This is a genomic window from Pseudomonas sp. 2,4-D (genome assembly GCF_030418155.1).
Taxonomy (GTDB): domain Bacteria; phylum Pseudomonadota; class Gammaproteobacteria; order Pseudomonadales; family Pseudomonadaceae; genus Aquipseudomonas; species Aquipseudomonas alloputida.
On the sequence record NZ_JAUHUI010000012.1, the window covers coordinates 88899 to 102454 of the forward strand.

Sequence of the window (13556 nt, forward strand, 5' to 3'; positions counted from 1 at the left end):
ACCCGCCATGAACGGCCTGTCGGTGAAACGCCTGGTAACGCGCCTGTTGATGCTGACGGTGGTGATGTTCGCCTTCGGCTTCGCGCTGGTGCCGATCTACGACGTCATGTGCAAAGCCTTCGGTATCAACGGCAAGACCGGCGGCCAATACGAAGGTAGCCAAATCAGTGACCCGACGCGTGCTGTGCGGGTGCAGTTCATGTCGACCAATGCCAGCGACATGGTCTGGGACTTCTACTCCACTGCCGACCAGCTGGAGGTCAACCCGGGGGCGGTGAACCAGATGATCTTCATTGCCCACAACCCGACCGACCGGCCGATGAGTGCGCAGGCAATACCCAGCATTACCCCGGCCGAGGCCGCGGCCTACTTCCACAAGACCGAGTGCTTCTGCTTTACCCAGCAGGTGCTGCAGCCCGGCGAACGCATCGAGATGCCGGTGCGCTTCATCGTTGACCGCGACCTGCCGGCCAGCGTGAAGCACCTGACACTGGCCTACACCTTGTTCGACATCACCGCTCGCCACCCGCCGGTCGCGCACGTTGCGGCGCAGGACGTCCAGGGCGCCCGTTAAGGGAAGGAGAACAGCAATGGCAAGTCATGAGCACTACTACGTTCCGGCGCAGAGCAAATGGCCGATCATCGCCACCATCGGCATGTTCATCACGGTATTCGGCCTGGGCACCTGGTTCAACGACATGAAGGCGGGCCACCCGGATTCGCACGGGCCGCTGATTTTCTTCGTGGGGGCGTTGTTTCTGGCCTACATGCTGTTCGGCTGGTTTGGGGCAGTGGTCAAGGAGAGCCACGCCGGGTTGTACAGCCCGCAGCTGGACCGCTCGTTCCGCTGGGGCATGAGCTGGTTCATCTTCTCCGAAGTGATGTTCTTCCTGGCCTTCTTCGGTGCGCTGTTCTATGTCCGCGTACTGGCGGGGCCGTGGCTGGGTGGCGAAGGGGCCAAAGGTGTTACGCACATGCTGTGGCCAACGTTCGAATTCACCTGGCCGCTGCTGCACACTCCTGACCCCAAGCTGTTCCCGCCGCCCAAGGAAGTGATCGACCCATGGCATCTGCCGCTGATCAACACCATCCTGCTGGTCAGTTCCAGTGTGACAATCACCATTGCCCACCACGCCTTGCGCCGTGACCACCGCGGCCCGCTGAAATTCTGGATGGCGCTGACCATTGTCCTGGGCATCAGCTTTATCGCACTGCAGGCCTTCGAGTACCACGAGGCCTATACCAAGCTGGGGCTGACACTGGGTTCAGGGATCTACGGTGCGACGTTTTTCATGCTTACCGGGTTTCACGGCGCCCACGTGACATTGGGCACGATCATTCTGATCGTGATGTTCGTGCGCATTCTGCGCGGGCATTTCAACCCGGAAAAACACTTCGGCTTCGAGGCAGCCAGTTGGTACTGGCACTTCGTCGATGTGGTGTGGGTGGGGTTGTTCATCTTTGTCTATGTGTTGTGAATACAAAAAACCTGTAGGGGCGGGTGAGCGCTTCAGAAAGGGGCGTGGGAGACCAGTTGACCGCTGATCAAGCCCCAGGCGACCAGGCCTATGGTCAGGGCTGCCAGGGTCACCCGTATGGTCAGCGCCTTGAGCAGACGGGTCGATTTTTCATCATCCTTGACCAGAAACACCAGGCCACTGAACAGGCTGGCAATCGTGGCCAACAGCATCAGGACAATCGCGGCCTTGAGCATGGCGTTACTCCCGGGGGATGCGGTGATGTGGATAAGTATAGCGAGGCGCCCGTGAGGCCGTTTCGCCCAGGCTGGGTACCGACGCTGGCGGTGCTTGCACTGCTGCCGGGGCTGATTGCGCTTGGTTGCTGGCAACTCGGCCGAGCCGAGGAAAAGCGCGTGCTGCTGGCCACCTATGCAGAACGGCGGATTGAAGCGCCGATAGCCACCGCCCAGCTCCTCTCGAAAGAAGACAACGCCTTCCGCCGCGTGCACTTGTATGGCCGCTTCGACGCCGAGCACAGCGTGCTGCTGGACAACCGCATGCGCGACGGCAAACCCGGTGTCGAGCTGCTGCAGCCCTTCCACGACCAAGCCAGCGGCCTGTGGTTGCTGATCAATCGTGGTTGGCTGCCATGGCTGGACCGCCGGGTGCCGGTGCACTTCGAAACCCCTGCCCAGGCCTTGGCGCTGGATGCCTCTGTGTATGTCGCGCCCGGTAGCACCTTCCAGCTGCACCCGGACCCCATCGGCGGGCAATGGCCGCATCTGTTGACCGCTATCGATGCCGCGCAGCTATGGCAACAGCTTGATCGCGAAGGCTTCGCCCAGGAATTGCGCCTTGAGCCGGGCCCTGCGAGCTATCGCCTGGACTGGCCAGTTGTGGCCATGAGTCCCGAAAAACACGTGGGCTACGCCGTGCAGTGGTTTGCCCTGGCTACCGCTCTGGTTCTGCTCTACCTCTACTTCGGCTGGCACCAAAACAAGGAGAAACGCCATGGCCACCGCCACTCCACTGGACGTGCCTGAACGTAGCAAGCCCAGAGCCCGTGGGCGTTTGCAGCTGTTACTGATCCTGCTGGTGGTGCTTGGGCCGATGGTTCTGGCCACCAGTATGTACAAGCTCAAATTCTGGGTGCCGGAAGGCCGCAGCTACCATGGCGCCATGATTGGCAATGGGGAAAGCCGTGCCGATCTCGGCGTGGCGGGGCAGGGCGAGCGCTGGCAGTTGCTGGTAAGCGCCCCCCAGGCCTGCACCGAAGACTGTCAGCGCCTGGTGTACCTGGCTCGGCAGATTCAGATCGGGCTGGGGCGTGATGCCAGCCGCGCCAGCCATGCGCTGGCCGCCGCCCAGCCGCTGAGTGCCGACTATCAGGCACTGCTCGGCCGCGAGTACCCGCAGTTGCAGCGCTACCCGCTGGATGCGCAACGTTACCAGCAGAAGGTTGTCGAGCCCGGCCCGCAGCTGTGGATCGTCGACCCGCACGGCAACCTGGTGCTGCGCTACGACGGCAAGGTCAACGGCAAGCACGTGCTGGATGACCTGCGCCACCTGCTCAAGCTGTCCAACATCGGCTAGGAGCCTGCCATGGCCAGACCTGGATTTCGCCTTGCTGTGTTCGCCACCCTGCTGGCACTGCTGGTCGTCCTGCTCGGTGCCTATACCCGCCTGACCCACGCCGGCCTCGGTTGCCCCGACTGGCCTGGGTGCTATGGTTTTATCAGCGTGCCCAAGAGTGAAGCGCAGTTGGCCCATGCCGAGCTGCACTTTCCTGAGCACCCGGTGGAAGCTGCCAAGGGCTGGGCCGAGATGGTCCACCGCTACTTTGCCGGTAGCCTGGCCGTGGTGATCGCCCTGCTCGCGTTCCAGGCAATGCGCCGGCATGCCCGCGATGGGCAGCCTTATCGCCTGCCAATGCTGCTACTGGGTGTGGTGCTGGCCCAGGCAGCCTTCGGTATGTGGACGGTCACCCTGAAGCTATGGCCGCAGGTGGTCACTGCGCACTTGCTGGGTGGCTTTACCACGTTGAGCTTGCTGTTCCTTTTGTCTCTGCGTCTGTCCCGGGCCTTTGCGCCCTTGCCGAAACTGCCGCTGAGCCTGCGCCGGATCGCTGCGCTGGCGCTGCTGGTGGTAATCGGCCAGATCGCCTTGGGCGGTTGGGTCAGCGCCAACTACGCAGCCGTGGCCTGCATCGACCTGCCGACCTGCCATGGCCGGTGGTGGCCAGCGGCGGACTTCAGCAACGGCTTCCACCTGACCCAGCACGTCGGCCCCAATTACCTGGGCGGACAGCTGGACAGTGATGCGCGTACGGCCATCCACATCAGCCACAGGCTGGGCGCGCTGCTGGTGACCTGCGTGCTGCTGATGCTCAGCTGGAAGCTGCACCGCTGTGGTCTCCCCGGCCTGGCGCGGCTGGTGCTGCTGGCGCTGGCCTTGCAAGTGGGCCTGGGCATCAGCAACGTCGTGTTCCACCTGCCGCTGGCGGTGGCTGTTGCGCACAATGCCGGCGGGGCGATGCTGCTGCTGAGCATGGTGCTGGTGAACTACCGCATTCGAGTGGTCGACAAGGTTCAAGTGGGTGTCGGCCATGGCTGGCGTCTGCGGCCGGTGGTCGGGGTGGGCATTTCCCATCATATGAGGAACGACTCGTGGCGACGCTTCTAAGCGTACGACGGGCTCGCTGGCGCGATTACCTTGAGCTGACCAAGCCGAAGGTGGTGGTGCTGATGCTGATCACCTCGCTGGCGGGCATGTTCCTGGCCACCCGGGCGGGCGTCAGCTGGAGCGTGCTGTTGTTCGGCAACCTGGGCATCGGCCTGTGCGCGGGTGGCGCGGCAGTGGTCAATCATGTGGTGGATCGGCGTATCGATGCGCTGATGGCACGCACCCACAAACGGCCTTTGGCCCAAGGCCGAGTCGAGCCTCTGCCGGCGCTGTTGTTCGCCTTGGCCCTGGCGCTGCTGGGCATGGTCCTGCTGCTGGTGTTCACCAACGCCCTAACCGCCTGGCTGACCCTGGCCTCATTACTCGGTTATGCGGTGCTCTACACCGGCTTTCTCAAGCGCGCCACGCCACAGAACATCGTCATCGGTGGCCTGGCCGGTGCCGCTCCGCCGTTGCTCGGCTGGGTGGCGGTAAGCGGCCATGTCAGCGCCGAACCCTTGCTGCTTGTGCTGATCATTTTCGCCTGGACCCCGCCGCATTTCTGGGCGCTGGCCATCCACCGCAAGGAGGAATACGCCAAGGCCGATATCCCGATGTTGCCGGTGACCCACGGCGAGCGCTACACCAAACTGCATATCCTGCTGTACACCCTGATCCTGCTGGCGGTGAGCCTGCTCCCGTATGCCATCCACATGAGTGGCCCGCTGTACCTGGCCTGTGCCCTGGGCTTGGGCCTGCGCTTCCTGCGTTGGGCCTGGGTGTTGTACCGTAGCAGCCGGCCGCACGCGGCGATCGGCACCTTCAAGTACTCTATCGGCTACCTGTTCGCGCTGTTCATCGCGTTGCTTCTTGACCACTACCTGTTGCTGAGCCTATGACCCGAACCCAGAAAACCGTCTTCATCCTCGTTGCCCTGGTCGCGTTGATCCTGGGCCTGACCGTCAACAAGGTGCTTAATGGTCGTGACCAGCCCAACCCTGCCGAGCTGATTGATGCGGGCATCATCCTGCTGCCGCAGAGCCGCGCCGTGGCTGATGTCACCATGACCAATCAGGACGGCCAGCCGGTGCAGATGGATGACCTCAAGGGCAAATGGTCGCTGCTGTTCTTTGGCTACACCTACTGCCCGGACATCTGCCCGACCACACTGGCCCAGCTGCGCCAGGTGAAGAGCGAGCTGCCCAAGGATGCCGTCGACCGGCTGCAGGTGGTGTTGGTGAGCGTGGACCCTAACCGCGACACGCCGAACCAGTTGAAGCAGTATCTGGGCTATTTCGACAAGGACTTTGTCGGCGTGGCGGGGTCGATCGAGGATACCCAGAAGCTGGCCAATGCCTTGAGCATTCCGTTCATTCCGGCGGATACCAGCAAGCCGGGGTATACCGTGGATCACAGCGGTAATCTGGCGATCGTCGGCCCGGATGGGAGACAGCGTGGGTTCATTCGGGCGCCGTTCAACAACCAGAAGCTGGGGGCGCAGCTGCCGGGGCTGGTCAAGCGGGATTGAGTCAGCCCCAAAAGCTTCGCGGGTAAACCCGCTCCTACAACGATGTGTGTAGGGGCGGGTTTACCCGCGAAGAATAGAGCGTGATAGGTCGGATCAGAACGCCGGAACCACAGCGCCTTTGTACTTCTCGATGATGAACTGCTTCACCTCAGGCGAGTGCAGTGCAGCCGCCAGTTTCTTCATGTCGTCCGAGTCCTTGTTGTCCGGGCGGGCAACCAGGATGTTCACGTAAGGCGAGTCGCTGCCCTCGATGGCCAGCGCGTCTTTTTCCGGGTTCAGCTTGGCTTCCAGCGCGTAATTGGTGTTGATCAGGGCGGCATCTACCTGGGTCAGCACGCGCGGGATGGTGGCGGCTTCCAGCTCACGGAACTTCACGTTTTTCGGGTTTTCGGCAACATCCTTCACGGTCGACAGGATGTTCTTGTTGTCCTTGAGCTTGATCACGCCAGCCTTGTCCAGCAGCAGCAAGGCGCGGCCGCCGTTGGTGGCGTCGTTGGGGATGACCACGGTGGCGCCGGAGGACAGCTCGTCCAGCTTCTTGATCTTGGTCGAATACACGCCCAGTGGCTCGATGTGCACGCCTGCCACGCTCACCAGCTGGGTACCCTTGGCCTTGTTGAACTCATCCAGGTAAGGCTGGTGCTGGAAGAAGTTGGCGTCCAGGCGCTTTTCGGCCACCTGTACGTTCGGTTGGATGTAGTCGGTGAATTCCTTGACCTTCAGCTCTACGCCCTCTTTCGCCAGTTGTGGTTTGACGAAGTTGAGGATCTCGGCGTGCGGCACCGGGGTGGCGGCGACGGTAAGGGTATCGGCCTGGGCCGAGAAGGCCGCGACAGCGGCAGCGACAGCAAGCAGCTTCTTCATTGATCACTCCTTGTGAGGGCCGCGACGGCCCCCGAACGGGTCGGCCAGGCCGACCCCATTGGGGTTACTTACGGGAAAAATGCACGACCAGTTTGTCGCCCACGCTCTGCAGTACTTGAACCAGTACCAGCAGCAGTACCACGGTCACTACCATCACATCGGTCTGGAAACGCTGGTAACCGAACCGGATAGCCAGGTCACCAAGGCCACCGGCACCCACCACACCGGCCATGGCGGTGTAAGAAACCAGGGTGATGGCGGTTACGGTAATGGCCGCGAAGATGCCCGGACGGGCTTCCGGCAGCAGCGCACTGGTGATGATCTGGCGGGTTGTGGCGCCCATCGACTGGGTGGCTTCGATGATGCCGCGGTCCACTTCACGCAAGGCGGTTTCAACCAGGCGCGCAAAGAACGGCGTGGCACCCACCACCAGCGGCGGGATGGCGCCTGCAACGCCCAGCGAGGTACCGGTGATCAGCACGGTGAACGGGATCATCACGATCAGCAAAATGATGAATGGCAGCGAGCGCAGGATGTTGACCACCAGCGACAGCAGCGCGTAGACGCCTTTCTGTTCGAACATCTGCTTTGGCCCGCAGAGGAACAGCAGCACGCCCAGTGGCAGGCCCAGCAGCACGGTGAAGAACAGCGAGCCGAACAGCATGATCATGGTGTCGACGGTGGCCAGCCAGATTTCGGCCCAGTCGACGTTGGCAAAGAAATTCAGGGCGTCCATCAACGCAGTACCTCCATATGTACGTCAGCTGCCTTGAAGCGGGCGAACGCCGCTTCCATGTCTCCGCCGATCAGGGCGAGAGTGAGCTGGCCATAGGGGACATCCTTGATGCGGTCGATACGCCCGGCGAGGATGCTGTAGTCCACACCGGTTTCGCGGGCCACGGTGCCCAGCAGCGGTGCGTAGGTGGCGTCGCCCTGGAAGGTCAGGCGTACGATGCGGCCTGGCACGTGGGCAAAGTCGTCGCGCTGCTCGCCTTCGTCGACCTGCTCGTCTTCCTGGACGAAGCGCTTGGTGGTGGGGTGCTGGGGGTGCAGAAACACCTCGGCCACCGAGCCTTGCTCGACGATCTGACCGGCGTCCATCACTGCCACGCGGTCGCAGACACGGCGGATCACGTCCATCTCGTGAGTGATCAACACGATGGTCAGCTTCAGTTCACGGTTGATCTCGGCCAGCAGTTGCAGGACCGAGGCCGTGGTTTGCGGGTCGAGGGCACTGGTGGCCTCGTCGCATAGCAGGATCTTCGGGTTGGTGGACAGGGCGCGGGCAATGCCGACGCGCTGTTTCTGGCCGCCGGACAGCTGCGCCGGGTACTTTTTGGCGTGGTCCGACAGGCCAACGCGAGCCAGTAGCTCGGTGACGCGCTTGTCGATTTCGCTGCGCGACAGCTCACCGGCCAGGGCCAGTGGCAGGGCGACGTTGTCGGCGACGGTCTTGGAGGCCAGCAGGTTGAAGTGCTGGAAAATCATCCCGACCTGCTGGCGGAAGCCCCGCAACTGGCTGGCGTTGAACGCGGTGACGTCTTCGCCGTCGACGATGATCGTGCCGCCGGAGGGTTCCTCCAGGCGGTTGATCAGGCGCAGCATGGTGCTTTTGCCTGCGCCGGAATGGCCGATCAGGCCGAACACCTGGCCATCTTCGATGGTCAGGCTGGTCGGATTCAGTGCGGGGATTTCCCTACCGGCAACGCGGTAGGTTTTATGTACCTGTTGGAACTCGATCACGTAGCGAACCTTGTGGGGCGCATTGAAATTTGGGTCAGCGGTTAGCTGGGGTCGCGCATTTTAGCCTTTTCCCATAGCTGTTCTTAGCATTTATTTCGTCATGCACCAATCCATCGGGCATATCGCGACAACCGGTAATCCTGATTGAACGCTCGGCAACGTCCTCCAGTCACTACTTGAACAAGCCCTGAACGGGCACGCCTTAAGACTGATGAGGAGAGCCGATCATGCCCAGCAAGAAAACGGATGCGCCCAAGCACAGCGAGGCCGCCGGTACCCAGACCCCTGACAGGGCCAACACCAATGTCAAGCTGCAGAGCCTGGAGGCCGACCGCAGCGATGCGACCGGGCAGGCCCTGCGGACCAACCAAGGCGTGCGCATTGCTGACAACCAGAACTCCCTCAAGGCGGGCGATCGCGGACCTTCGCTGCTTGAAGACTTCATCATGCGCGAGAAAATCACCCACTTCGACCATGAGCGTATCCCCGAGCGTATCGTGCACGCCCGCGGTACCGGGGCACACGGATTCTTCCAGAGCTATGGCAACCACGCCGAGCTGACCAAGGCCGGCTTCCTGCAAGACCCGGAAAAGATCACCCCGGTTTTTGTCCGCTTCTCGACGGTTCAGGGCCCACGCGGTTCTGGCGATACGGTGCGAGATGTGCGGGGCTTTGCCGTCAAGTTCTATACAGATGAAGGCAATTTCGACTTGGTCGGCAATAACATGCCGGTGTTCTTCATCCAGGATGCGATCAAGTTCCCCGATTTTGTCCACGCGGTGAAGCCAGAGCCACACAACGAGATACCGACCGGCGGTTCGGCTCATGACACCTTCTGGGATTTCGTCTCGCTGGTGCCGGAGTCGGCCCATATGGTCATGTGGGCCATGTCTGACCGCGCCATCCCGCGCAGCCTTCGAATGATGGAAGGCTTTGGCGTGCATACCTTCCGCCTGATCAATGCCGAGGGCGTGGCGAGCTTCGTCAAGTTTCATTGGAAACCGCGCCAGGGCGTGCATTCCCTGCTGTGGGACGAAGCCCAGAAACTGGCGGGCAAGGACACTGACTTCCAGCGCCGTGACCTATGGGAAGCCATCGAAACCGGTGATTACCCGGAATGGGAGCTGGGCGTGCAGATTGTGCCTGAGGCTGACGAACACAAATTCGACTTCGACCTGTTGGACCCAACCAAGATCATCCCGGAGGAACTGGTACCCGTCACGCCGCTGGGCAAGATGGTGCTCAACCGCAACCCGGACAATTTCTTTGCCGAGGTCGAGCAAGTGGCGTTCTGCCCAGGCCATATCGTGCCAGGTATCGACTTTACCAACGACCCGCTGCTGCAGGGCCGGCTGTTCTCGTACACCGATACCCAGATCAGCCGCCTGGGTGGGCCGAACTTCCACCAGATCCCGATCAACCGGCCGGTAGCGCCGAACCACAACAATCAGCGTGATGCGCTGCACCAGCACGTTGTGCACAAGGGCCGGGCTTCCTACGAGCCCAACTCGATTGACGGCGGCTGGCCGAAGGAAACCCCACCTGCGGCGCAAGATGGCGGCTTCGAGAGCTATCAGGAGCGTATCGATGCGCACAAGATTCGCCAGCGCAGTGAGTCGTTCGGTGATCACTTCTCGCAGGCTCGGCTGTTCTTCCAGAGCATGAGCCCGACCGAGCAACAGCACATCATCAAGGCTTACAGCTTCGAGTTGGGCAAAGTGGAGCGTGAACATATCCGCGCCCGTGAAGTGAATGAAATTCTCGCCAACATTGACCTGAAGCTGGCGGCGGCGGTTGCGGCCAACCTGGGCCTCCCTGCGCCGAAAGCGGGTACGGTGCAGGTGAAGGGTAGCCAGCTGGCGCAATCGCCTGCGCTGAGCCAGATGAACCACCCAGGTTCGGTGGGTATCAAGGGGCGCAAGATTGCCGTGCTGGTTGCCGTTGGCGTCGACGCTGCCAGCGTGGACAAACTGGTCAAGGCCCTGGAAGCGCACAGTGCCCGGCCGATGCTGCTGGGGCCGACCTCGGCGCCGGTGAAGGCGGCGGATGGCAAGCAACTACCGGTAGCGGCGTCGATGGAGGGGATGCCTTCGATCATGTTCGACGGGATTATCGTGCCAGCGGGCAAGGCCTCTACGGATGCGCTGGCGGCTAGCGGATTGGCCAAGCACTTCGTGCTGGAGGGTTACAAGCACTTGAAGGCGCTGGTGCTGACCAAGGAATTGGCGAAAGCGTTGGGGCTCAAGGAGGACAAGGGGCTGTTGCTCGGGGATGAGCAGAAGGCAGTGGATGCCTTTGTCAAAGCGGTTGAAGGCCACCGGGTGTGGGAGCGGGAGGCGGCAGCTGAAGCTGTTCCTGCCTGACAAGGCCTTTTCGTGGCTAAACCCGCTCCTGATGTAGGAGCGGGTTTACCCGCGAAGCTTTTACTGCTGATGCGGGACCAGCACCACCTGTGCCGGCAGCGAGCGCTGAATCTCATGCTTCTGCTTCAGCTCGAACCCACTGTCAATCTTGCGCACACGCTTTTCCAGCAAGGTCTTCAGCCAAGGTGCATCCTCGGTGCGCGGTACCTGGAATACCACCTCACACTGGTAACTCACCACATCGGCGGCAATGTCGTCCAGTTGGCGGCGCAGCGCGCGGCTGTCAGTGGTCTTCAACGCCACCACGGTACTTGGCGCTGTCGGGTCGATGATGCGTGCCTCGGGCTTGGCCTCGGCGGCTTTCAGCGCAGCTTCAGCCTTTTCCAGCTCGGCCTTGCGGGCCTGGGTCACGGCATCCCCGCCGGTGACCGCTGGCGCCTGCGGCATCAGGGCCCGGGCACGGGCCAGCGCGGTAGCTGCCGCGTTCACATCACCCTTCTGCAGGACGATCTGGCTACGTTGCAGATAAGCTTCGGCCAATTGGCGCTGGTATTGCTCCAGGCGTGCATCATCCGGCGACTGGGCCTGCAGTGCTGCAAGCTGGTCTTCGGCGGTAGCCAGCTCGTTGCTGGCGATGTTCTGTTGCAACTGCTGCCAGGCATCTGCTTGAGCAGGTGCGGTGGCCTGTTCGACCGGCGCATTGGAACAGGCAGCCAGGATCAGGGAAAACGCGGCAACAAGCAGATAACGGGAGGCGAACGGCTTCATTCCTGCGACTCTCTATTTGCGCAAAAAGCGAGCAAGTCTACACCCAGGTGCGCACGCTCGAAAATAGGCCTTACAGACCCTTTACCGGCCAAAGGTTGCAAGGCGTGCCTGCACACGCCTTGCTTCTCAGCGTTTTGGCAGGGCCAGGCTCAGCAAGAATAGCACTGCGGCGCAGACCACGATCGAGGGCCCGGCGGGGGTGTCCTTGAACCAGGACATGGCCAGGCCGCCGCACACTGCGGTGACACCCAGCAGGCTGGCACCCAAGGCCATCTGCTCTGGTGAGCGGGCGTGGCGCTGTGCCGCAGCCGCAGGAATGATCAGCAGCGAGGTGATCAGCAACACGCCAACGATTTTCATGGCAACCGCAATCACCACTGCGATCAGCAGCATCAGCGCCAAGCGCAGGCCGGCCACGGGCAGGCCTTCGACCATGGCCAGTTCTTCGTGCACGGTAACCGCCAGCAGCGGCCGCCACAGCACAGCGAGCAGCAGCAGGACCAGTGCACTGCCACCGAGGATCCAGGCCAGGTCGCTGGTGCTGATGGCCAGCAGATCGCCAAACAGGTAAGCCATCAGGTCGATGCGCACATCGTGCATGAAGCTCAGCACCACCAGGCCCAGCGACAAGGTGCTGGGGGCCAGGATACCCAGGAGGGTGTCGGAGGCCAACGGCTGGCGTTGCTGCAATGTCACCAGCAGAATCGCCAGCAACAGGCAGCCCACGGTTACCGCCAGCGCCGGGCTGACATCCAGGGCAAAGCCCAGGGCCACACCGAGCAGCGCGGCGTGAGACAGGGTGTCGCCAAAATAGGCCATGCGCCGCCATACCACGAAGGAGCCCAGTGGGCCTGCAACCAGTGCCAGGGACAAGCCGGCAAGCAAGGCGTAGAGAAGAAAATCAGCCATGCTTGCAGTGCTCTCCGTGAACATGGGTGCCAGGGGCGACCACCGAGCCATGCAGGTCGTGGCTGTGGTCGTGATGGTGGTGGTAGATGGCCAGGCTCGGTGCGGTCTTGCCGAACAGTTCGACGAACGCCGGATCACCGCTGACTTGCTCGGGGTGGCCCGAGCAGCATACGTGGCGGTTCAGGCACACCACCTGGTCGGTAGCGCTCATGACCAGGTGCAGGTCGTGGGACACCATCAGTACGCCGCAGCCGTGGCGGTCGCGCAGGCGGGTGATGAGGTTGTAAAGCTCGGTCTGGCCGACCACGTCCACACCTTGTACCGGTTCGTCGAGCACCAGCAACTGGGGTTCGCGCAGCAGGGCGCGGGCCAGCAGCACGCGTTGCATTTCGCCGCCGGAAATAGTCTGGATCGGGCTGTCGATGACCTGCTCGGCGCCCACTTCCTGCAGCGCCGACAAGGCTGCCGCGCGGTCTACGCCGGGCACCAGGCGCAGGAAGCGCAGCACCGACAGCGGCAGCGTGGCATCAACTTGAATCTTCTGCGGCATGTAGCCAATGCGCAGCTTGGGTTTGCGCCATACCTTGCCGCGATGTGGCTTGAGCAGGCCAAGTACGGCGCGCACCAGGGTCGTCTTGCCCGCCCCGTTGGGGCCAATCAGGGTGACGATCTGGCCTGGGGCGACCGACAGGTCGATGCTGTCGAGCACCGCCTCACCGCCAAAGGTGACGCCGACCTGCTCCAGGCGAATCAGGGCGTCACTCATGCCGCGCTCCGGCAGTTACCGCACAGGCCGACCACTTCCACGGTCTGGGTCTCCACCGTGAAACCCACGCCTTTGGCGCTGTTGATGATGGCCTCGCTGATGCTGCTCTGCTCGAGTTCGATGGCCACATGGCAAGCCCGGCAGATCAGGAACTGGCCTTGGTGCACGTGCTCGGGGTGGCTGCAGCCGATGAAGGCGTTCAGCGATGCGATGCGATGTACCAGGCCGTTTTCCAGCAGGAAGTCCAGCGCACGGTACACCGTGGGCGGCGCGGCGCGGCGGCCGTCCTGCTCACTGAGCACAGCGAGGATGTCGTAGGCGCCCAGTGGCTTGTGGCTCTGCCACACCAGCTCCAGCACACGGCGGCGCAGGGCTGTCAGGCGCAGGCCCTGGCGGGTGCACAAGGCGTCGGCTTCAGCCAGTGCACTGTGTACGCAATGGGAGTGGTCGTGAGGACGGTTGGCCAGCGGTGTGATGGACATGGGCAGCGACGG

16 protein-coding genes are annotated in these 13556 nt (G+C 62.4%); 8 read left to right on the top strand and 8 right to left on the bottom strand.

Annotated elements, in window-relative coordinates; translation table 11 throughout:
• Positions 1-7: 7 nt before the first annotated feature.
• Positions 8-574: a cytochrome c oxidase assembly protein gene (locus QYE47_RS11620; protein WP_014589243.1), complete on the top strand. Its 567-nt coding sequence runs from the start codon at positions 8-10 to the stop codon at positions 572-574.
• A gap of 16 nt (positions 575-590) precedes the next feature.
• Positions 591-1478, top strand: a complete 888-nt coding sequence (locus tag QYE47_RS11625) for a cytochrome c oxidase subunit 3 (protein WP_011953141.1) — start codon at positions 591-593, stop codon at positions 1476-1478.
• Positions 1479-1510: 32 nt separating this feature from the next.
• On the opposite strand, the gene QYE47_RS11630 is transcribed toward QYE47_RS11625, so the two are convergent.
• Positions 1511-1714: a twin transmembrane helix small protein gene (locus tag QYE47_RS11630; RefSeq protein ID WP_070383333.1), complete on the bottom strand. Its 204-nt coding sequence runs from the start codon at positions 1712-1714 to the stop codon at positions 1511-1513.
• 51 nt (positions 1715-1765) lie between these two features.
• Between QYE47_RS11630 and QYE47_RS11635 the strand changes: the two genes are divergently transcribed.
• The 5 genes from QYE47_RS11635 to QYE47_RS11655 are packed head-to-tail and all read left to right on the top strand — an operon-like array spanning position 1766 to position 5649.
• The gene (locus tag QYE47_RS11635) at positions 1766-2503 is read left to right on the top strand and encodes an SURF1 family protein (RefSeq protein ID WP_070383334.1); all 738 of its coding nucleotides are present in this window, start codon (positions 1766-1768) and stop codon (positions 2501-2503) included.
• The gene (locus tag QYE47_RS11640) at positions 2472-3053 is read left to right on the top strand and encodes a hypothetical protein (protein ID WP_014589245.1); all 582 of its coding nucleotides are present in this window, start codon (positions 2472-2474) and stop codon (positions 3051-3053) included. Before QYE47_RS11635 ends, QYE47_RS11640 begins: the two co-directional genes overlap by 32 nt.
• 9 nt (positions 3054-3062) lie before the next feature.
• Entirely contained in the window at positions 3063-4142 is a 1080-nt protein-coding gene (locus QYE47_RS11645) for a heme A synthase (RefSeq protein ID WP_014589246.1), read from the top strand.
• Positions 4127-5020, top strand: coding sequence for a heme o synthase (gene cyoE, locus QYE47_RS11650; protein ID WP_014589247.1), 894 nt, complete (start codon positions 4127-4129; stop codon positions 5018-5020). Before QYE47_RS11645 ends, cyoE begins: the two co-directional genes overlap by 16 nt.
• A complete protein-coding gene (locus QYE47_RS11655; protein ID WP_003253019.1) occupies positions 5017-5649 on the top strand; it encodes an SCO family protein in 633 nt (210 codons plus the stop codon). Before cyoE ends, QYE47_RS11655 begins: the two co-directional genes overlap by 4 nt.
• Before the next feature lie 93 nt (positions 5650-5742).
• Here the strand turns inward: QYE47_RS11655 and QYE47_RS11660 are convergent, their stop codons facing one another.
• The 3 genes from QYE47_RS11660 to QYE47_RS11670 all read right to left on the bottom strand — a co-directional run bounded on the left by QYE47_RS11660 (position 5743) and on the right by QYE47_RS11670 (position 8256).
• Positions 5743-6513, bottom strand: coding sequence for a MetQ/NlpA family ABC transporter substrate-binding protein (locus QYE47_RS11660; protein WP_019437495.1), 771 nt, complete (start codon positions 6511-6513; stop codon positions 5743-5745).
• 64 nt (positions 6514-6577) lie between these two features.
• Positions 6578-7249, bottom strand: coding sequence for a methionine ABC transporter permease (locus QYE47_RS11665; protein ID WP_010951513.1), 672 nt, complete (start codon positions 7247-7249; stop codon positions 6578-6580).
• The gene (locus tag QYE47_RS11670; RefSeq protein WP_003253013.1) at positions 7249-8256 is read right to left on the bottom strand and encodes a methionine ABC transporter ATP-binding protein; all 1008 of its coding nucleotides are present in this window, start codon (positions 8254-8256) and stop codon (positions 7249-7251) included. Before QYE47_RS11670 ends, QYE47_RS11665 begins: the two co-directional genes overlap by 1 nt.
• Positions 8257-8483: 227 nt before the next feature.
• Here QYE47_RS11670 and katE point away from each other — a divergent pair, with 227 nt between their 5' ends.
• Positions 8484-10619: a catalase HPII gene (gene katE / locus QYE47_RS11675; RefSeq protein ID WP_301158972.1), complete on the top strand. Its 2136-nt coding sequence runs from the start codon at positions 8484-8486 to the stop codon at positions 10617-10619.
• Positions 10620-10679: 60 nt separating this feature from the next.
• Here katE and QYE47_RS11680 read toward each other — a convergent pair whose 3' ends face one another.
• The 4 genes from QYE47_RS11680 to zur all read right to left on the bottom strand — a co-directional run bounded on the left by QYE47_RS11680 (position 10680) and on the right by zur (position 13544).
• Positions 10680-11387: a PA5502 family lipoprotein gene (locus tag QYE47_RS11680; protein WP_014589251.1), complete on the bottom strand. Its 708-nt coding sequence runs from the start codon at positions 11385-11387 to the stop codon at positions 10680-10682.
• 126 nt (positions 11388-11513) lie between these two features.
• On the bottom strand, positions 11514-12296 hold the full coding sequence (znuB, locus tag QYE47_RS11685) for a zinc ABC transporter permease subunit ZnuB (RefSeq protein ID WP_019437388.1): 783 nt from the start codon (positions 12294-12296) through the stop codon (positions 11514-11516).
• Positions 12289-13062, bottom strand: a complete 774-nt coding sequence (gene znuC, locus QYE47_RS11690) for a zinc ABC transporter ATP-binding protein ZnuC (protein ID WP_003253004.1) — start codon at positions 13060-13062, stop codon at positions 12289-12291. Before znuC ends, znuB begins: the two co-directional genes overlap by 8 nt.
• A complete protein-coding gene (gene zur / locus QYE47_RS11695; RefSeq protein WP_003253002.1) occupies positions 13059-13544 on the bottom strand; it encodes a zinc uptake transcriptional repressor Zur in 486 nt (161 codons plus the stop codon). Before zur ends, znuC begins: the two co-directional genes overlap by 4 nt.
• Positions 13545-13556 lie beyond the last annotated feature (12 nt).